General features: G+C 54.3%; 20 protein-coding genes and 2 tRNA genes. 12 read left to right on the top strand and 10 right to left on the bottom strand.

Features of this window, described 5'->3' with window-relative positions; genetic code table 11:
- Positions 1-221 precede the first annotated feature (221 nt).
- Both CSTAT_RS13890 and CSTAT_RS01175 read right to left on the bottom strand, forming a co-directional pair.
- Positions 222-347, bottom strand: coding sequence for a hypothetical protein (locus CSTAT_RS13890; RefSeq protein WP_272867664.1), 126 nt, complete (start codon positions 345-347; stop codon positions 222-224).
- A gap of 606 nt (positions 348-953) precedes the next feature.
- Positions 954-1,045, bottom strand: a tRNA-Ser gene (locus CSTAT_RS01175).
- Between the two features lie 124 nt (positions 1,046-1,169).
- On the opposite strand from CSTAT_RS01175, the gene CSTAT_RS01170 reads away from it, so the two are divergent.
- On the top strand, positions 1,170-1,571 hold the full coding sequence (locus tag CSTAT_RS01170) for a phage holin family protein (RefSeq protein ID WP_075722191.1): 402 nt from the start codon (positions 1,170-1,172) through the stop codon (positions 1,569-1,571).
- On the opposite strand, the gene CSTAT_RS01165 is transcribed toward CSTAT_RS01170, so the two are convergent.
- Positions 1,568-1,834, bottom strand: a complete 267-nt coding sequence (locus tag CSTAT_RS01165) for a MoaD/ThiS family protein (RefSeq protein WP_075722190.1) — start codon at positions 1,832-1,834, stop codon at positions 1,568-1,570. The two genes, CSTAT_RS01170 and CSTAT_RS01165, sit on opposite strands and share 4 nt — an antisense overlap.
- Positions 1,835-1,857: 23 nt before the next feature.
- On the opposite strand from CSTAT_RS01165, the gene CSTAT_RS01160 reads away from it, so the two are divergent.
- Genes CSTAT_RS01160 through CSTAT_RS01145 form a run of 4 tightly spaced genes read left to right on the top strand, consistent with a single transcriptional unit; the run spans position 1,858 to position 5,145 of the window.
- Positions 1,858-3,063, top strand: a complete 1,206-nt coding sequence (locus CSTAT_RS01160; protein ID WP_075722189.1) for a molybdopterin molybdotransferase MoeA — start codon at positions 1,858-1,860, stop codon at positions 3,061-3,063.
- A gap of 27 nt (positions 3,064-3,090) precedes the next feature.
- Positions 3,091-3,570 (top strand): MogA/MoaB family molybdenum cofactor biosynthesis protein, encoded by a 480-nt coding sequence (locus CSTAT_RS01155; RefSeq protein WP_075722188.1) that lies wholly within the window; start codon positions 3,091-3,093, stop codon positions 3,568-3,570.
- Positions 3,560-4,039: a molybdenum cofactor biosynthesis protein MoaE gene (locus CSTAT_RS01150; RefSeq protein ID WP_075722187.1), complete on the top strand. Its 480-nt coding sequence runs from the start codon at positions 3,560-3,562 to the stop codon at positions 4,037-4,039. Before CSTAT_RS01155 ends, CSTAT_RS01150 begins: the two co-directional genes overlap by 11 nt.
- Entirely contained in the window at positions 4,036-5,145 is a 1,110-nt protein-coding gene (locus tag CSTAT_RS01145) for a ThiF family adenylyltransferase (protein ID WP_075722186.1), read from the top strand. The genes CSTAT_RS01150 and CSTAT_RS01145 overlap by 4 nt, the downstream gene beginning before the upstream one ends.
- Before the next feature lie 47 nt (positions 5,146-5,192).
- Here the strand turns inward: CSTAT_RS01145 and CSTAT_RS01140 are convergent.
- Positions 5,193-5,280: transfer RNA gene (locus CSTAT_RS01140), tRNA-Ser, on the bottom strand.
- Between the two features lie 138 nt (positions 5,281-5,418).
- On the opposite strand from CSTAT_RS01140, the gene CSTAT_RS01135 reads away from it, so the two are divergent.
- Positions 5,419-6,375: an NAD(P)H-quinone oxidoreductase gene (locus CSTAT_RS01135; protein ID WP_075723756.1), complete on the top strand. Its 957-nt coding sequence runs from the start codon at positions 5,419-5,421 to the stop codon at positions 6,373-6,375.
- 55 nt (positions 6,376-6,430) lie between these two features.
- Here CSTAT_RS01135 and CSTAT_RS01130 read toward each other — a convergent pair whose 3' ends face one another.
- Entirely contained in the window at positions 6,431-7,639 is a 1,209-nt protein-coding gene (locus CSTAT_RS01130; protein WP_075722185.1) for an aminotransferase class V-fold PLP-dependent enzyme, read from the bottom strand.
- A 103-nt stretch (positions 7,640-7,742) separates the two neighbouring features.
- Between CSTAT_RS01130 and wzm the strand changes: the two genes are divergently transcribed.
- The 3 genes from wzm (at position 7,743) to CSTAT_RS01115 (ending at position 10,079) form a co-directional block, all read left to right on the top strand.
- A complete protein-coding gene (gene wzm / locus CSTAT_RS01125; protein WP_075722184.1) occupies positions 7,743-8,636 on the top strand; it encodes a galactan export ABC transporter permease subunit Wzm/RfbD in 894 nt (297 codons plus the stop codon).
- A gap of 8 nt (positions 8,637-8,644) precedes the next feature.
- The gene (wzt, locus tag CSTAT_RS01120; RefSeq protein ID WP_075722183.1) at positions 8,645-9,442 is read left to right on the top strand and encodes a galactan export ABC transporter ATP-binding subunit Wzt/RfbE; all 798 of its coding nucleotides are present in this window, start codon (positions 8,645-8,647) and stop codon (positions 9,440-9,442) included.
- Between the two features lie 202 nt (positions 9,443-9,644).
- Complete coding sequence (locus CSTAT_RS01115) at positions 9,645-10,079, top strand: XRE family transcriptional regulator (RefSeq protein ID WP_066792161.1); 435 nt, start codon at positions 9,645-9,647, stop codon at positions 10,077-10,079.
- Positions 10,080-10,289: 210 nt separating this feature from the next.
- On the opposite strand, the gene CSTAT_RS01110 is transcribed toward CSTAT_RS01115, so the two are convergent.
- The gene (locus CSTAT_RS01110; protein WP_075722182.1) at positions 10,290-10,946 is read right to left on the bottom strand and encodes a GNAT family N-acetyltransferase; all 657 of its coding nucleotides are present in this window, start codon (positions 10,944-10,946) and stop codon (positions 10,290-10,292) included.
- 43 nt (positions 10,947-10,989) lie between these two features.
- On the opposite strand from CSTAT_RS01110, the gene glfT1 reads away from it, so the two are divergent.
- The gene (gene glfT1 / locus CSTAT_RS01105) at positions 10,990-11,931 is read left to right on the top strand and encodes a galactofuranosyltransferase GlfT1 (protein ID WP_075722181.1); all 942 of its coding nucleotides are present in this window, start codon (positions 10,990-10,992) and stop codon (positions 11,929-11,931) included.
- Positions 11,932-11,938: 7 nt separating this feature from the next.
- Here glfT1 and CSTAT_RS01100 read toward each other — a convergent pair whose 3' ends face one another.
- The 4 genes from CSTAT_RS01100 to CSTAT_RS01085 are packed head-to-tail and all read right to left on the bottom strand — an operon-like array spanning position 11,939 to position 14,277.
- Positions 11,939-12,397, bottom strand: a complete 459-nt coding sequence (locus CSTAT_RS01100; RefSeq protein ID WP_066792158.1) for a GtrA family protein — start codon at positions 12,395-12,397, stop codon at positions 11,939-11,941.
- Between the two features lie 24 nt (positions 12,398-12,421).
- Positions 12,422-12,832 carry a GtrA family protein gene (locus CSTAT_RS01095; RefSeq protein WP_075722180.1) on the bottom strand — a complete coding sequence of 137 codons (411 nt, stop codon included), beginning with the start codon at positions 12,830-12,832 and terminating at the stop codon, positions 12,422-12,424.
- A 6-nt stretch (positions 12,833-12,838) separates the two neighbouring features.
- A complete protein-coding gene (locus CSTAT_RS01090; RefSeq protein ID WP_075722179.1) occupies positions 12,839-13,822 on the bottom strand; it encodes a plasmid pRiA4b ORF-3 family protein in 984 nt (327 codons plus the stop codon).
- A gap of 14 nt (positions 13,823-13,836) precedes the next feature.
- Positions 13,837-14,277 (bottom strand): hypothetical protein, encoded by a 441-nt coding sequence (locus CSTAT_RS01085; protein WP_075722178.1) that lies wholly within the window; start codon positions 14,275-14,277, stop codon positions 13,837-13,839.
- 80 nt (positions 14,278-14,357) lie between these two features.
- Between CSTAT_RS01085 and CSTAT_RS01080 the strand changes: the two genes are divergently transcribed.
- Both CSTAT_RS01080 and CSTAT_RS01075 read left to right on the top strand, forming a co-directional pair.
- Positions 14,358-15,371, top strand: coding sequence for a nucleoside hydrolase (locus CSTAT_RS01080; protein ID WP_075722177.1), 1,014 nt, complete (start codon positions 14,358-14,360; stop codon positions 15,369-15,371).
- A 33-nt stretch (positions 15,372-15,404) separates the two neighbouring features.
- Positions 15,405-16,859 (top strand): MFS transporter, encoded by a 1,455-nt coding sequence (locus CSTAT_RS01075; protein WP_075722176.1) that lies wholly within the window; start codon positions 15,405-15,407, stop codon positions 16,857-16,859.
- Positions 16,860-16,877 lie beyond the last annotated feature (18 nt).

The following is a 16,877-nucleotide window of genomic DNA, read 5'->3' as shown; positions in this document are numbered from 1 at the left end:
GCGATAGTTTCAGCATTAGTGCGGACAATGGAGCAGATTCTTTACACCGGTGAAAAGAATCTGCTCCATGTTTCGCTATGACGCCAGGGGTAGGACCCACTTAGCCAAAGTTCAAAACAAAACGTGAAAAGCGACCCTTTCAACCACCTGTCAAAGGTGCAGAAAGTGTCGCTTGGTAACGCTTTCGCCTGTCAAGGCTGACCCTAATTGGGCCAAGGAGACTACGCTCCGAAAATGCCGGAGGACAGCTGGCCAACAGCGTCGAAGACGCCGTCCAGGCCGCCACCAACAAGGTTGACTACGCGTGCGAAAGCGGTGGACAGTGCAGTGATGAGGTCGGAGATCATAATACGATCCTTTCAAGTAGATGTGAGCCCGCCTTGTGACGAACTTGTGCCTTTTAGTATTCATGATGCCCACTGGAATGCGCAATACCCGCTACCATTCAATCCGACATCTACACCCGTTGAATTTAATTAATTGTGCGACAAACCCATGGTCAGAGCGTTTTTACCCCTAGATCCAAACGCAAAACCTTGCATTTTTAAGGCGCCAAAAGCACCCCCATCCTAGGGGGGCGATCGTCAAATGCGCCAGCATTATTGCGGACATAAGCCAATTGACCAAGCGCAAAAACCGATCTTCACCGAGCGGTTACAAAATCATCGCAACAAACCGTGACGAGCCAGCCTCAAGAACTATCGATACAGCGCTCCGCGTTGATTGATTCATGATAGAACAATCGCAATCGCATTGCAAGACTTCTGCGTTACAAGGTTCGCGGTTTTTGTGAATTAGTGGACAATCGCGCCAAAAAACGTAACGACGCGACGTAATTGACGATAAAACGCATTTCCCCGAATGAACGCAGTACCGGCGGATATTAATTAGCTACACCGAACAATGCGCGTTCTTCAATAAATGAAACCCCTGCAGTCGCAGGGGTTTCTAGCTGGCGGAGACGAGAGGATTTGAACCTCCGGCCCTCCGTTAGAAGGGCAACTCATTAGCAGTGAGCCCCATTCGGCCGCTCTGGCACGTCTCCAGCTTTGCCTATAAACAGGCGAGAGTTAGCTTACCTGCCACTTGTGTAATGCGCCAAATAGGGTGGCACATAGGCTAGATCGAGTTCCACGGCATAAGGGAAAACTCACTTATACTTTCCTTATATGAGTACTTTGTGGAATTTTATTTTAACCGTTATCGCCATTGCCGCCGGTTTATGGGCAGTCGTGGAATTCATCCCAGGAATTGAACTAACAGCTACGCAAGGCAACGAATTAACGGCATTCTTGGTTCTGGCGGCGGTGTTCGTCATCGTTAACGCGGTGGTTGCACCAATCCTCCGCGTCGTTGGATTGCCGCTGACGTGTATCACCTTGGGACTGTTTGCACTAGTCATCAACGGCATCGTGTTGCTGCTAGCAGAGTGGCTGTTTAATCTGCTGAGTTTCCAAGGCTCGCAATTCCACGTCGATGGACTTTGGCCAGCCATCCTGGGCGCCATCGTGCTAGCAATTATCTCCGGCATTGTTAATTTCTTCACCAGCCCGCTGCGCGCGCGGTCTTAACCGCCCGCAAAAGGCGGAAGTACATCTACGCGAGAGACGCCACTCAGCGGGGTTTCGGCGGTGGCGGATTTACCATCCAACAAGAAAGAGCAGCGCTCAAGTACCTCTGCCATGGAAGTACCAGCGCCAGTGGTGCCAGTAAAGGTAGTGGATAGATATTGTAGAAGCTCGCCCAACGTTGCCGGGACATCTGCATTGCCAAGGCTGGTGTGGGTACAACCTGCGGCGTCCCGGGCAGCGGCGAAAAAGTGCACGTCAACCATGGTTCTTATCCTACAATGTATTTATGACTTCCCCGGAATCTCACCTCAAGCGAATCCGCCAACTGGTCGCTGCTTATTGTGAACGCAGAACCGAACAGATTCCGATAGAACAATCCCTCGGGCGCACGACAAGCGCTGACATTATCGCGGGTTTTGATTCCCCACGCTTTGATAATTCGCAAATGGATGGCTACGCCGTACCCACTGCAGACGGCGGCAGATTCGAGGTCGCAGCGACTATCCCGGCGGGCGCATCACCCCAACCACTAGCTGGCAAAGCTGCCCCTATTATGACTGGCGCGGCAGTACCTGCCGATGCAGCGGCGATTATCCCGGTGGAAAAGGCTATTCCGGCGGAATTCCTTGAACCCGGTAAAACCATTTCGCTTCCAGCTACTGAGCCTAGTCAGTTTATTCGTGTCCAGGGGTGTGATGTCGCTGCAGAAAGCACAATCATTCCTGCAGGTACCACCATTAGTGCTGCCGCAGTAGCAACCATGGCTTCCCAGTCCATCCTCGAGGTAGAAGTATTTAGCCCGGCGCGCATTCTCATTTGTAGTGGTGGTGCAGAAATTCAGGCAGCCGAGGTAGCGGACGCACAGAGGATAGCCACTATTCCCGACGCGAATGCGCCGATGCTGCGCGCGATGGCTTATGGCGCGGGGATAGAGGTGGTTGGACACGTAGCCACCAATGATGATCCCTCCGCTTTAAAAACTTCGCTGGCTGCCGCGATTGAGAACCGGCAACCAGATGTAGTCGTTACTTCGGGCGGAATTAGTGCTGGCAAGTTCGAGGTTGTCCGCCAGGTGCTGGAGTCTTCTGACTCGGGTGCAAATGCTCCTGCAGCAGCTTGGTTCGGTCATGTGGATCAGCAACCGGGTGGTCCACAAGGTTGTGCGGTGTTTAATGGCGTCCCTATTATTTGCTTGCCGGGTAATCCGGTGTCTACGTTGGTGAGCTTCCGGTTATTTGTCGCCCCAGTCTTAGGGCACGTGCCACCGGACTCGTGGGCACAGCTTGCCAATCCCGCCACCGGCATCACAGGCCGCGATCAGTTCCGCCGCGGCCGCGTGGAATTTTGCTCCGATGGCTCCACCGTGGCGCATATTATCGGCGGGTCAGGCTCGCATTTGATTACGCAAGCTGTCGAAGCCACGCACCTCATCCGTATTCCTGCCGGCGCCCAGCTAGGTATAGGCAGCGCCGTGCAGGTTTATCCCCTGTAAACCCGCAATTTTTCTTAGGGAGAATCCATGTCACGTACTGGTTTGGTCATTGTTTCCTCGACGCGGGCTGCAGCCGGCGAGTATGAAGATCGTTCAGGTCCCATCGCCGTAGATTTTCTGCGCAACCAGGGGCTTAAGACGCCTGATCCGATCGTCGTGGCTGATGCCGACATTTTTTCCGCTGTCGAGCAGGCTTTACGTTCGGAAAATGCGCCAGCTGTGTTATTAACCTCAGGTGGAACTGGGATTAGTCCCGACGACCTCACGGTTGAAGCAATTAGAAAGCATCTGGATAAAGAAATGCCTGGTATCGCCGTTGCGTTTTGGAATAAGGGGTTAGCAAAGCTTCCTACTGCGGCTTTATCAAGGTGTATTGCGGGTGTTGCAGGTTCAACTTTTGTGATGACTTTGCCGGGGTCTACCGGTGGGGTAAAAGATGGTTGTGCGGTGTTAGAGGAAATCTTGGGCCACATCATCACCACGATGGAAGGAAATAATGACCACTAATCACGATCCGGCTTTTGACCCAGCCTATGTGCATGAGCAAACAGGCAAGGTCATCGCAGCATTGATGATGGAGGAACCGATTGAAAATGCTGCGGCGCAAGCGCGCACAGATGTCGTCACCGATGCCATGGGTGCGGTGGTCACCTTTGATGGAGTTGTGCGCGATCATGATGGTGGCCAGGGCGTAACGAGGTTGATCTATTCCTCGCACCCCACGGCACAGCAGGAAATAGAAGCGGTTGCCGCTCGTATTAGCGCGCAGCACCCGCATGTTCGCTTGTGGTGTGCACACCGTACTGGCCCCTTGGGTATTGGGGATTTAGCCTTTATGGTCATCGCTGCAGCAGCGCACCGCCGTGAGGCTTTTGCAGCTGCCGAGGAGCTTGCGGACGCTGTTAAAGCCGAAGTACCTATTTGGAAAGAACAAGAGCTTTCACAAGGCGGCACCCAGTGGGTGGGATTGGAATGACAGAATTTTCTCCCCAGGAAATCTCTCGCTACCGCCGGCAACTATCTTTGGCTGGGTTCGGAAAAGACGCCCAGGCTAAGCTTCGCGATTCCCACGTCGCCGTCATCGGCGCTGGAGGGCTTGGCTCCCCTGCCCTGTTATATCTCGCGGGTGCAGGGGTTGGAAAAATCACCATCATCGATTCCGATACGGTCGATGTTTCCAACCTGCATCGCCAAGTCATTCACACCACTGACAAGATTGGCGTCAACAAAGCCGAATCAGCACGCCAGCAGATGGTCGCTCTTAACCCAGAAATCACCGTGGAAGTGGTTTCTCAACGCCTGGATGAGAACAACATCTTAGGGCACCTGCGCGGGTCCGATGTGGTTTTGGATGGCACGGATAACTTCGCCACCCGCTATAACGCGTCCTGGGCTTGCGCAATTTTAGGTATTCCGCACGTGTGGGCTTCTATTTTGGGATTCGATGCCCAGCTCACCGTCTTCTATGCCGACAACGGCCCTATATATGAAGATCTCTTCCCTATCCCGCCCGTACCAGGTTCAGTGCCTTCGTGCTCACAAGCCGGGGTGCTTGGCCCCACAGTGGGCATTGTGGGCTCTGCCATGGCGCTTGAAGCAATGAAGCTAATTACAGGTGTTGGAACTCCGCTGATTGGAAAGATTGCTTATTTCACTGCACTCGAAGGCACGTGGGAATACATCCCACTAGTCGGTAACCCGGAAGTTACCGAACGCGTGCGCACCACGGGCCCGACCCAAGGCGCAGAAGCTTTCGAGGAACCACCGGTAGATAATGCATTGCCTACGGTTGCTGAAGTTGATGAGATTCCGAATAACGCGCTTATCATCGATGTGCGGAATCCAGATGAAGTAGAAATGTTTGCCATCCCCGGTTCTGTTAAATTTCCGCTTCCACGGATGGTGGACGGTGAAACTCCCGAAGAGATTGCTTCGGCCCAAGCGAAATCACTCCCAGTAGTTATCCACTGCGCCGGAGGTATTCGTTCTGCTCGCGCAGTCGAGATACTCAACCAGCGCGGGTTCACCGAAGGTATCTACTCACTGCGCGGTGGCATCGACGCGTGGCTAGATAAACAATAAGAAACACCCGATTTACTGGCATAAATCCAGGTAATCGGGTGTTTTCTTGGCGGAGACGGAGGGATTTGAACCCTCGGTGAGTTTCCCCACGCTGGTTTTCAAGACCAGTGCATTCGGCCGCTCTGCCACGTCTCCGTGCGCTCTAAGAGAGATTCACACATCTACTAGGTCTGAACTCGAGCACACAAAAAGACTACCCGATAGAAGGTTGAAGACTAAAACTGCGTGCTTGATTGCGCAAACTTGTCTAGCGTAGAGGACATGACTGATGTGATGAAAGCAATCGTCCAAACCACCGAAGGGGACCCAGCAACCCTCGAGCTCCAAGAAGTACCGAAGCCAACTCTGCAGCCTGGCGAAGTACTAGTCAAGGTCGCTGCCTCAGGTGTTAACCGCGCAGACCTTACCCAAGCAGAAGGTAACTACCCGCCACCCAAGGGTGCCTCTGACATCCTCGGACTAGAGTGTGCGGGAGAAATCGCGGACGCTGGCGATACCAACCGCGAAGTAGGAGAAAAAGTAGGTGCTTTGCTGGTCGGCGGCGGCTATGCCGAATACGTCGCTGTACCGGAAGGTCAGCTACTTCCTATCCCAGAGGGTTTCTCGTTCGCAGAGACCGCAGCTGTTATCGAAACCGCTTGTACTGTCTGGTCCAATATCGTCATGGAAGTCGGCCTAAGCAAAGGCGAAACCATCTTGATTCACGGCGGTGGCGGCGGCATCGGTCTGATGGCTATTCAGATCGCTAAAGCCATTGGCGCAACCGTTGCGGTGACCGCGGGTTCCGCAGAAAAGCTCGAGGTGTGCAAGAGCTACGGCGCTGATATCTTAATCAACTACAAAGAACAAGACTTCGCGGAAGAACTCAAGAACCAGTGCGATGTCATCTTAGATATCGTGGGCGGGCCTTATTTGAAAAAGAATATGTTCGCTCTCGCCAAAGGCGGGCGCATGATCACCATTGGTCTCCAAGGCGGTAATAAGGCCGAAATCAACATGGGTGTGATGATGATGAAAGATATCTCCCTTCACGGCACAACCTTGCGTCGCCGCTCACCGGAAGTAAAAGCAGAAATAGTCCGCCAGACTGTGAAGAATGTCTGGCCAATGTTGGAAGATGGGCGCGTAAAACACCACATCCATGAAACCTTGCCCCTTGCAGACGCAGCCAAAGCACTCAATCACCTAGTAGAAAGCTCCCACACCGGCAAGGTGGTTTTGGTGCAGTAGCTCCAAAACGACGGGGCGAGAACAGCAGGCTTGCATTGCTTTCAGCCCCGTCAAACTAGGCCAACGAGGCAACCACGCGCACTAAGTGCTCAATATCTTGGTGGGTGTTAAAAGGACTCAACGATACGGTGACTGCGCCTCCGATATCGTCGACGCCCATCTCCGAGAGCAGCTCACTGCGCGGGGTGAGCGTTGTGACTAATCCATTTCCCAAAAGGCGCTGGTGCACGGTATCCGCCGGGACATTCTTGACAGCAAAAGAAAGCCGCGGAATGCGATTATCAGTGCGAGCGCCACTAGCTGCTTCGCCAGTAACACCCAAAATGTGGACGGCGGGAAGTGAACCCATCAAGGCATAGAGCTCATCGCTCAGGTGGCTCATGTGCTCGGAAACCTTGAGCATCGAATTGCGCAACCGTGTGCGGCGCGAACCTCGCAGCTGGTCATCTGGATCGCCGAGGCGAGCGAAGTGATCAGCCAATGGGCCCACACCACCAGCAAGGCCAGCCGATACGCGGGATTCCAAATCATCGCGTGTGATGTTGAGGCGCTTGAACATGGTGGCATCACGAAATACCAGCGCAGCAACCTCAGGGCCACCGATCTGAGCCAAGTCAATGCCCAAAATATCTGCACCGAGCTCACCGATGTCAATCGCGCGGTACGTAGCAAGCGCTGAGACATCCACCAGCGACCACGCGCGTGATTGTCGACGAATGATGTCGGTAATCTCTGCAACCTCGGCTACAGCGCCCAGAGTGGCATGTGCGGCGGTGAAAGAAACGAACCTTGTAGTGCCATCGATAAGTTCATTGAACTGATACCCGGGTAGCTCGCCAGTGCCTAGGTCTGGCTGCGCCCACCGAATATTGGCAGCAATATCTCCCAATGACGCCGAATCTAAACGCTGCAACACCACGGCAGAATTACGCCGTAGCAACGGCCCCAACTTGGATGCCAGACGTGAATATAAAACCGGCAAGCTCGGGCCTAAAACGACAGAATTTCTGTGTGCGCCCGTTAAATCGGCGATAGCCATCCGCGCTGTCGCGATAAAATCCGCACGCTCTAAACGCCCCGCGGCAACCGGGGCGGAATGCGAGCCCCCTGATGTTTCCACTGCCGCAACTGCTGGCGACATCCGAAAAGCGCGCGCAACTCCCGCAGAAACTCGTTCCGCGATTTGTGGCTGATCGTGCGCATTGAGGTACGTCCAACCGTCAGATAGGCCTGTGTAAAGACCGCGCACGCTAGCTACATCCACGTCAAGCTCTCCCTCCTGCTGGCTCTTGACGCTCACTACTCTATACGGGTTTATAGGCGGGTGAAAACCACCTAGTGAGCTTTATGACGCTAGGGTATTCGACATGGAGCAAGAAAAAAATACACTTGCCGCAGATATTGCGCGCATGACTAGCACTCCAGAGGGTCATACCGTACCGCCGTCAGATTCCAAGACTTTCAGAGCGGCTTTCGAAGACCTTCTCCAGGGCGCTAAACAGCACGAACTGTGGCTAATGTTAGGTCTGCAAGACATTAAGCAGCGCTACCGCCGTTCGGTTTTGGGACCGTTCTGGATCACCATCGCTACTGGTGTGATGGCTTTGGCACTGGGTTTGCTGTACTCCATGCTCTTCCAGCTGCCGCTGGCAGATTTCCTTCCACATGTCACCGTCGGTTTGATTATGTGGAATTTCATCTCCGGCGCGATTAAAGAGGGCTCTACAATCTTCATCGATAATGAGGGCCTCATCAAACAGCTTCCGGCACCACTATCAGTCCACGTCTACCGCTTAGTATGGCGGCAAACGCTATTTTTGGGCCACAACCTCATCATCTGGCTGCTGCTGATTATCATCTTCCCGCGCTCTTTGGGCTGGGAATTCTTCCTGGTCATCCCCGGCATGCTGTTGTTAATTGTCAACGGCGTGTGGGTAGCCATGTTCTTCGGTATGGTGGCTACACGTTTCCGCGACGTTGCGCCGTTGCTAGAAGCGCTGACGCAGCTGCTGTTTTATGTCACTCCGATTGTGTGGACGACGAAGACGCTTACAGATCAAGGTGGAGCGGTCGCAGATCGCGCCCGCATCGCCGAACTCAACCCGCTGTACCACTACCTTGAGGTTGTTCGCGCACCGTTGATTGGTGAGCCGGTAGCTGCTTATCACTGGTGGATCGTCTTGGCATTTACCGCAGGCGGACTACTTATTGCCATGGTGGCTATGCGCCAGTGGCGCTTCCGCGTGAGCTACTGGGTTTAAGGAGAACCATGGTTTCTATTGATACATATAACGCGTGCGTAGACTTTCCCATCTTTGATGCGAAGTCACGCTCGTTGAAGAAGGCCGTGCTTTCAACCGCTGGTGGCGCCATCGGGCAAAACGATGACAACGTTGTGGTAGTTGAAGCACTCAAAGACATCAACTTGCACCTGCGCGAAGGCGACCGCGTTGGACTAGTCGGCCACAACGGCGCCGGCAAATCTACCCTGTTGCGCTTGCTATCGCGCATTTATGAGCCCACCCGTGGTTCTTCTAATGTGCGCGGGCGCGTCGCCCCAGTCTTCGATTTAGGCGTCGGCATGGATCCGGAAGTCTCCGGCTACGACAACATCATCATTCGCGGGCTGTTTTTGGGCCAGACCATCAAGCAGATGAAGTCCAAAATGGATGAGATTGCAGAGTTCTCCGAACTCGGTGACTACCTCAATATGCCGCTGCGCACCTACTCCACTGGTATGCGCGTGCGCCTGGCATTGGGTGTGGTGACCTCCATTGAGCCCGAAATCTTGCTTCTCGATGAAGGCATCGGCGCCGTTGACGCGGCCTTCATGGCCAAAGCCCGCGTGCGCCTCGAAGAACTGGTGAAGCGCTCCGGTATTTTGGTGTTTGCATCACACTCCAACGACTTCCTTGCACAGCTCTGCAATACCGCACTGTGGATCGATAAGGGACAAATCCGCGCCGCCGGTGAAGTAGCCGATGTCGTCGGTCAATACGAAGGCCGTGAAGTCGGCCAATACGTCCGCGATTTGCGTACCCGCTTTGAGCGCGAAGACGCTCAATAATCAACACGCCGATAACCATGCCCACTACGGTGCACATCATCCGAAATTCCGGTTGAATTTACTCACCGAAGTGGGCATTTTCTCGTTTTGTACTGCGCTTCTTCCTTGCTGCTGATTACGTGGGTATGGGCTTATATAAGTCCGCACCTACGTCAATCCACTTCAGCTTTATAGCTTTAAAGCTGCATATAGGAAGAACAATATGAAGCGTATATCCACCGCTGCTGTAGCAGTTTTTACAGCCTTGTCCCTATCCACCGGTGTCGCACCTGCGCAAGGTCTCGGTACAGGTTCTTCGGGTTCTGATAGCCAAATCCGCAAAGATTTACTTAAGTGGCAACTTGAATTTCCCGTCAGCACATCACTATTAAAACAGCCAACTAGCTCAGTCAGTGCCGCGAATAAATCTTCTGAGTTCGTTCGTGATAATAGTTCCGAGAGCACTTCTGACAGACTCGTCGAATCCAGCTGGGGCTTGGCGAAAAGCTCCGTGAAAAAGGATGTCGAAAATAGTGATCCTATTGGTACTTCCCTCAACACAATTCTCGCGCTAGGTGGAGTGCTTGCTCTTGGCGCCGCGATTTATGGCGTGGCATTGCGGGCAGGATTTCAGCTCCCCCACGTGGCCGCCGAGTAAGGTGCACTCATCTATCGCATAAGAAAGCCCGCCTCCTGCAGAGGAACGCGGGCTTTCCTAGTGCACTTTGGCTAGGCAGACTGTCAACTTAAATCACCGAAGACAGCGATCGCGGATTCCACGCATCCACGGTCAGCCACGGGTTTTGTATAGCGCCATATTCTTCAACCAGGTGCACTATACAAAATCCGTGTGTGGGAAAAAGAATTCCTAAATTCCCAGCAACGATTTCAGCTTCGGGGTCAGCCCACGAACTTCGCACTGAAGGGCTGCTGGACGATGATAATTGCCGCGTAGAAGTTCCGCCCGCACACCCGGTGCAGTGTGATTATCAGGACCAAGTGATTCCACGGTGATATCCGCAGTGACGTGATATCCCAGCTTGGCGCTCACAGCCGCCGAGGCTTTGTTACTGCACGCCCAGGCGGTGGTCAGGCGTTCGGCGCCGAAATGGTTAAAGCCCAGCTCTGCGATGGCGTGGCGCACTAAAGTCCCGATGCCGCGGCCTTGGAGGCGGTGGTAAATCCACGAACCGGTTTCGATAGATTTCGTGGTCGAAAAATCAGTAGCGCGCATATCAACGGACCCGATCACCTTGTTGTGTTGAACCACAACGAAGTCGAGGGACCAGTGCGCAGGCGACATCTGTACACGGTGCGACCAGCGAAGTAGCGTGGGGCTATTGGTTTCATCGAAAAGCCAGCCAAACGCATGCTCGGGGATATCGGAGCCGAAAATTTCGGTCGGGGTGGCATCGTTAAGCACTGCGATATCTTCATCGCGCATCACGCGCAGTGAAATTTCCTCACCAGTGTGGGCAGCTGTGATTTCTAAGCCAAAAGGCGGCCAGATGCGCGTGAGATCCATGGCGAAATGCTACCACCGGGAAATTCGTGAAAGAATAAACGCCATGCCCACTTCGCGCACATCTTCCCCACGTATTGCACCTTTGAACTCAACCGGTTCCACCGCGGCGGTCATTGTCACCCACAACCGCGTGGAATTATTGCGCGCCTCTCTAGAGCAGGTAGTAGGTCAAACCCATCCGGTGCAGTGGGTCATTGTTGTCGACAACGGGGCAGATAAGGCCGTTAAGCAGCTTGTCGATGACCTCGCTGGCGAGCGTGCCGTCTATGTCCCCTCGCAGACCAACCTGGGTGGCGCGGGCGGCTTTGCCTTGGGATTTTTAACCGCACTTTCACTGGGCGCCGATGCCATCTGGTGCGCCGATGATGACGGCCGCCCTGCCGATGAAACGGTGCTGAAGGAGCTCTACCGCGTTGCTGAAGTGAATAAGTTGCATGAGGTCTCCCCTGCTGTATGCAATATCGACGACCCCGGAGCACTGGCTTTCCCGCTGCGTCAGGGACTGGTGTGGCGCCGGCGCATGGAAGAATTAGAGGGCGATTTTCTGCCTGGAATCGCTTCCCTATTTAACGGTGCGCTGATCTCGGCCGGCGCTATGGAGATTATCGGCGTGCCGGATTACCGTCTGTTTATCCGCGGTGATGAGGTGGAATACCACCGCCGCCTGGTTAATTCGGGCTTGTCGTTTGGCACGGCGTTAACCTGTGCCTACCTGCACCCAGATGGCTCTGATGAATTCAAGCCGATTTTAGGCGGCAAGATGCACACCCAGTATCCCGAAGGCGAGTTCAAGCGCTATTTCACCTACCGCAACCGTGGCTACTTGCTGTGGCAGCGGGGAATGCGCAAGCTCCTACCGCAGGAATTCGCGCGCTTTGGCTGGTTCTTCCTCGTGCAGCAGCATGACCCGAAGGGGTTTGCGCAGTGGCTCAAGCTGCACAACCGCGGCCGTCGCGAAGATTTCCGCCGCCCAGAGCACGGCTAAATCCCAGCTAAACTTCGCGAATTTTGGGCGCATTGCGGAAAATCAACCACCGCTGCACAAAGAAATTGATCACGGTGGCGGTTCCTTGCGCGAGGATAAACGCTGCCACCAGCGCGTAGGTGGAACGCCAGTCCAGACTGTGATCAAAAAATGGAAACGCCCACCGGTAAATCACGATATTGACGGCATAAGTAAGAGCATAGGTCAGCGCCACCATGGCAAAACGCCGCTTGGATGGCTGGGCGCGAAAAGTCCACCGGCGATTCAACAGATAGGCAGTTAAGGTACCGAAGAAAAAGCCCACTGAGCGCGCTTCAATATTGCCTAAAAGCGCCAGCGCAATCTGGAAAATCCAGGTCAGGCCTGCGTCAATCACCGCGGAGATACCGCCGGTGATTGCGAATTTCGTGGACTGGCCGCGCAGTGAATTTGATTTAGCCAGGCGTTCGGCACCTTCAGAAGTCATCGCAGGAATCCCATCTAAAAAGACTTATTTTGATTTAAAGACAAAGACGCGCTGGATAATAAAGTTTGTCACCGTGGCAACACCCTGCGCAATCACAAAAGCGATGGTGTCTTTGACCAAACCATCAAAACCTAAAGCTTGCAACGGGGAATTTAGCAGCCAGTACAACACATTTTGCACAGCAAAGGTCGAGGCATATAACAAGGCCACGCTGATTGCGGTCTTGCCGGAAATCTTCGCGCCAAAAGTCCAGCGCGCATTAACCAAGTAGGCCGCGACGGTGCCAAAGACCCAACCAATTGCCTTGGCCGCAGAGCGGTGCAGACCAAAATAGGTCAGCAGCATGGTGACTGAATAGTCCAAGATCGCGGTGAAAATGCCGACGAGCACGAACCGCGTAAGTTGGGTCTTTAAAGAGTTATTCGATGAAGTCACGAAGCGTTAGCCTACCCCACGCAATAGCGCGCGGAAGATATCTAAACGGTCCACAGGTGCGGCAGCCTCAGGTCCCCAAGCGCCGACAGACGCTAATACGCTTGTCGATGCCTCACACATCGCCCAGATTTCTGCCGCCGTTAGCTCCTCACCGTCATCATTAATCCACCCCAATGCTTCCATGGTGGTGGCGGTAACTGCGCCCATTAATTCTTCACTGCCAATGCACGCTAGGCCTAGAACAATCGACCAAAAGGCGTCTTGGCCCTCGGTTGTTACCTCCCGCGGCAACGAGGCGAGTTTCTTGCTCACTTCAGCAGATAATTCCACGTCGCGGCTCAGATCAAGAGCTTGTAAAAGGGGGACGAAATCAAAGAGGCGGGAGCGTTCAATAATGCCGCGCACCGGCGGGGTCAGATAGGTCAAAATCTCATCAATGACCGCTTGGCCGGTGAGCGCTGCATTGATCGCGGTGAGGTCAAATTTGGATCCTGGAAAGGATCCTGAACCGCCCACGCATAGTGCTTGCGGGGTGCCGCCATCACGCGGATAGATCTCTGCAACTGTGAGCTTAAAGTCCCACAGCCCCCAGGTGAATTCCACCACTTCGCCCTCGCGCCATAAAAATTCCGCGACGTGGTGGCGAGGATCTATCCTTTGTGCTTCTTCGTCAAGGTAGTAAAAGTGCCACGGGGACTCTTCGTGAGGTAGATCAAAGCAGGTCACCAAAACATCGTGAAGCTGTGCAAAAGTCAATGCATCATTAATGCCGATTTGGCGATGTACTTCAGCATCATCTCGAATATTAGAGACTTGCAGGATAACGGTTAATGGTTCGCGGCGTAAGTGGACAGTCGTATCTGTATCAACGTTTTCTTCATGCTCCTGACCGCCGACGTGACCGTCGCGGGAGGACTCGGCGTGCTTTGCACGCTGGCGGTTTTTTCGGTCACGAAGGCTGTCGAGGTCAAATACTCCAGTGCCTGACATAGTACCCAGCGTACTTAAATGTCAGTTCCGCGACGTGCGCCATACTCACTAGCAGCGAAAACCACGCCAGCGCCCACCCCGCCGAAAATCGACCACGGTTTCTTCACCCCGCGCTTGGTCAGCGCCTTGGCCAGCTTGCGCAAACCCAGAACTTTCAATACCGCAATGATGCTCAGACCAGCGATAAGCTGCCACAATGGGAAGCTAGATTCAGCCGGCGGTTCAGGAGTGGTGGCCTCGTCTTCATCGATGGCATTGAGGTAGCCCACCAGTCCGGCAAAAGAGCCCAGCAACAAGATATACGAAGCAATCAGCGACTTCGGGTTTTTGATGTAATCCGGAAAGCTCAGCGCTACGCCTGCAAACCCTGCCTGGATCACACGCCCAGCCAAAGTGTCATCGAGGGCATAATTGTCTTCCCTTTTGTCTGCATTGTTGAAAGATTCATTCGTCATAGCGCCCCAGAATACCTGCGTCGAGTCAATTGCCGGGGAGTTGTGAATATATAGGAAGGTAGCGAGTAGACTTTGCGAGAATGAACGCAGATTCCACCTCACCTGCACAGAAAATCATCCTCGATTGCGACCCGGGCCATGACGATGCCATCGCCATGCTCCTGGCACATGGCAACCCTAACCTGGAGCTTTTGGCCGTAACCACCGTCGCCGGCAACCAAACTCTGGAAAAAGTCACCACCAATGCGCGCGCGGTAGCACGGGTTGCGGGTATCACCGGCATTCCTTTTGCCGCTGGTGCCTCGCGTCCGCTGGTGGGCCCGCAACTTATCCCCGATGAAATCCACGGCGATTCTGGCCTCGATGGCCCACAGCTGCCTGAGCCTAGTGTCCCGCTAGAAGACATCCACGCGGTCAACCTCATTGCCCAGGTTATCTCTGAGAATGAACCCGGTTCCGTGGTTATTATTCCTACCGGCTCTTTAACCAACATCGCACTTTTCGCGCGCATGTACCCACAGCTGGTTGAGCGCGTTGGCGGAATCACTTTGATGGGCGGCGGGCACCACACCGGCAATATGACTCCTGCTGCTGAGTTCAATATCTTGGCTGACCCAGAAGCCGCAGCGATTGTCTTTGAAGAATCCTGGCCAGTAACCATGGTCGGACTCGATGTCACCCACCAGGTACTCGCGGTACCTGAGCGCATGGAACAGCTCAAGGCCATTGGCACCGATGTTGCGCAATTTATCGCAGAGCTCGTGGAATTCTTTGGTGCTTCCTACATGAAAGAGCGCAACTACCCGGGCCCACCTATGCACGATCCATTGGCTGTGGCAGCAGTTGCCGATCCATCTATCCTGCGAACTGTTCACGCCCCGATTTATGTGGAAACTCAAGGACAGCACGCCCGCGGGCAAACCATCGTCGATTTCCGCCGCACCTGGTCTAATAATGACCCGAGCGGACTAGGGGTTACCGACGATCCCGATTTCGAGGCCCCGAATACCGCCGTAGCCGTGGACGTAGATGTCGAGAAGTTCTGGGATCTGCTGGTCGATGCCCTAACGCGCATTGGCAACACCAACTTTTAAGACTTAGCGCTTTAGCCGATCCAGGAGAACCCAATGTCTTCCACTCCCAACCGCCAAGCATCAGCTGGTGTTATCGACCCGGTTGATACCCGCAAAGGTGGCCTGCCCCTGCTCATGGCCGTGCTGCTGGCAGCCGCCGTAGCTTTCCAGCTCAACGCCTCTATGCTCTCACCAGTGCTGACCACCATGGCGCACGAGCTGGGCACCGACGAAGCCGCGGTGGGGCTCACCCAGACCGCCTTCTTTACTGGTGGTGCGATGTGCGGGCTATTCTTACCGCGTCTTTCCGATATCGTCGGCCGCCGCAAGATCCTGCTCATCATGCTCTCTGTCATGGCCCTCGGCGGCGTCATCGCAGCACTAGCGCCAAATATTGGTGTGCTCATGTTCGCGCGTGCTTTGCAGGGTATCGCAGGACCAACCATTCCGATGACCCTGATTATCCTGCGCAGCCAGGTCAAAAACGAAGTGCGTCTGGGTACGCTACTAGGACTAGTCGCCGCTATCAACGGTGGCGTCGCCGGTGTGGACGTACTTGTCTCCGGATGGATGGCGGAGCACTGGGGCTTCCGCTCTGTCTTCTGGCTCATTGCCATCGTGGGCTTTATCGCGGTAGCGATGGTCGCTGCGTGGGCTCCGGAATCTAAGCCATCGAGTGGCATCAAGGTCGATTGGCTGGGCGCAGTTCTGCTGGTTATCAGTGTTTGCTCGATTACGTTGGCTGTTAATGAGGCCGGTAAGGCCGGCGCTGCCAACTGGTTCATGGTTATCGTCGGAGTCGTTATTGGTCTTTGCTTCTTCGCGGTGTTCTGGAAGTGGGAAAATAAGCACGACCAGCCACTGGTTGCACCGAAGTACCTCAAGCGTCGTTCAACCTGGGGCTTGCTTTTGACCACCGTGTTGACCATGACTGGTGTCTTCGCTGCTGTTAACGGTGTTGCCGTATCGCTGGCGCAAAACCCCACCGCGGGCTTTAGCATGAGCGCCGATGCCGCATCCTTGTTCTTGCTGGCACCTTATGCACTTATCGGTTTGGTCGTCGGTCCTTTTGCTGGCCGCTTCGCACCGGTGATTGGCTATGGCAACCTGCTGCGTATTGGCAACGCTGCTTCCGCAATTTTGCTGGTGCTCTTGGCCTTCGTCGGTGTGAACTCCAAGATCACGCTGATTGTTGCCGTCATCTTGTTGGGTATCACCTACGCTGGTATTGGCAATATCGTGCTCAATAACCTCGGTGTTGTGAACTCCCCGAAGGACAACGAAGGTTTCTTGCCGGGTATGAACTCCGCCGCTTTTAACCTCGGTGCCGGCGTCTCCTTTGCCATCCTGCCGGTGTTCATGGTGGCTGGATCCCCTGCCGGTTCAGATTCTGCTGCTGGCTACACCACGGCTTTCTTGGTCGCTGCCGTCATTCTTGCTATCTCGGTAGCTACCTCGCTCTTTATCCCGAAGGTCACCGCAGCTGAAGCTGAAGGCCAAGTGGTCTAAGTACAAGGACTAAGCTGG

It is taken from the genome of Corynebacterium stationis (genome assembly GCF_001941345.1).
Taxonomy (GTDB): Bacteria; Actinomycetota; Actinomycetes; order Mycobacteriales; family Mycobacteriaceae; genus Corynebacterium; species Corynebacterium stationis.
The sequence above is the reverse complement of the archived record's forward strand: the minus strand, read 5'-3'. Positions and strand labels throughout refer to the sequence as shown.

What these genes read in the sequence shown, in the direction of transcription:
- CSTAT_RS01145 (WP_075722186.1), top strand. Translation starts at nt 4,036, where the DNA reads ATGACAGAATTTTCTCCCCAGGAAATCTCTCGCTACCGCCGGCAACTA.
- CSTAT_RS13890 (WP_272867664.1), bottom strand. Translation starts at nt 347, where the DNA reads ATGATCTCCGACCTCATCACTGCACTGTCCACCGCTTTCGCACGCGTA.
- CSTAT_RS01080 (WP_075722177.1), top strand. Translation starts at nt 14,358, where the DNA reads ATGAACGCAGATTCCACCTCACCTGCACAGAAAATCATCCTCGATTGC.
- CSTAT_RS01085 (WP_075722178.1), bottom strand. Translation starts at nt 14,277, where the DNA reads ATGACGAATGAATCTTTCAACAATGCAGACAAAAGGGAAGACAATTAT.
- CSTAT_RS01135 (WP_075723756.1), top strand. Translation starts at nt 5,419, where the DNA reads ATGAAAGCAATCGTCCAAACCACCGAAGGGGACCCAGCAACCCTCGAG.
- CSTAT_RS01100 (WP_066792158.1), bottom strand. Translation starts at nt 12,397, where the DNA reads ATGACTTCTGAAGGTGCCGAACGCCTGGCTAAATCAAATTCACTGCGC.
- CSTAT_RS01155 (WP_075722188.1), top strand. Translation starts at nt 3,091, where the DNA reads ATGTCACGTACTGGTTTGGTCATTGTTTCCTCGACGCGGGCTGCAGCC.
- CSTAT_RS01160 (WP_075722189.1), top strand. Translation starts at nt 1,858, where the DNA reads ATGACTTCCCCGGAATCTCACCTCAAGCGAATCCGCCAACTGGTCGCT.
- wzt (WP_075722183.1), top strand. Translation starts at nt 8,645, where the DNA reads ATGGTTTCTATTGATACATATAACGCGTGCGTAGACTTTCCCATCTTT.
- CSTAT_RS01110 (WP_075722182.1), bottom strand. Translation starts at nt 10,946, where the DNA reads ATGGATCTCACGCGCATCTGGCCGCCTTTTGGCTTAGAAATCACAGCT.
- CSTAT_RS01170 (WP_075722191.1), top strand. Translation starts at nt 1,170, where the DNA reads ATGAGTACTTTGTGGAATTTTATTTTAACCGTTATCGCCATTGCCGCC.
- CSTAT_RS01115 (WP_066792161.1), top strand. Translation starts at nt 9,645, where the DNA reads ATGAAGCGTATATCCACCGCTGCTGTAGCAGTTTTTACAGCCTTGTCC.
- CSTAT_RS01090 (WP_075722179.1), bottom strand. Translation starts at nt 13,822, where the DNA reads ATGTCAGGCACTGGAGTATTTGACCTCGACAGCCTTCGTGACCGAAAA.
- CSTAT_RS01075 (WP_075722176.1), top strand. Translation starts at nt 15,405, where the DNA reads ATGTCTTCCACTCCCAACCGCCAAGCATCAGCTGGTGTTATCGACCCG.
- glfT1 (WP_075722181.1), top strand. Translation starts at nt 10,990, where the DNA reads ATGCCCACTTCGCGCACATCTTCCCCACGTATTGCACCTTTGAACTCA.
- CSTAT_RS01150 (WP_075722187.1), top strand. Translation starts at nt 3,560, where the DNA reads ATGACCACTAATCACGATCCGGCTTTTGACCCAGCCTATGTGCATGAG.
- CSTAT_RS01165 (WP_075722190.1), bottom strand. Translation starts at nt 1,834, where the DNA reads ATGGTTGACGTGCACTTTTTCGCCGCTGCCCGGGACGCCGCAGGTTGT.
- wzm (WP_075722184.1), top strand. Translation starts at nt 7,743, where the DNA reads ATGGAGCAAGAAAAAAATACACTTGCCGCAGATATTGCGCGCATGACT.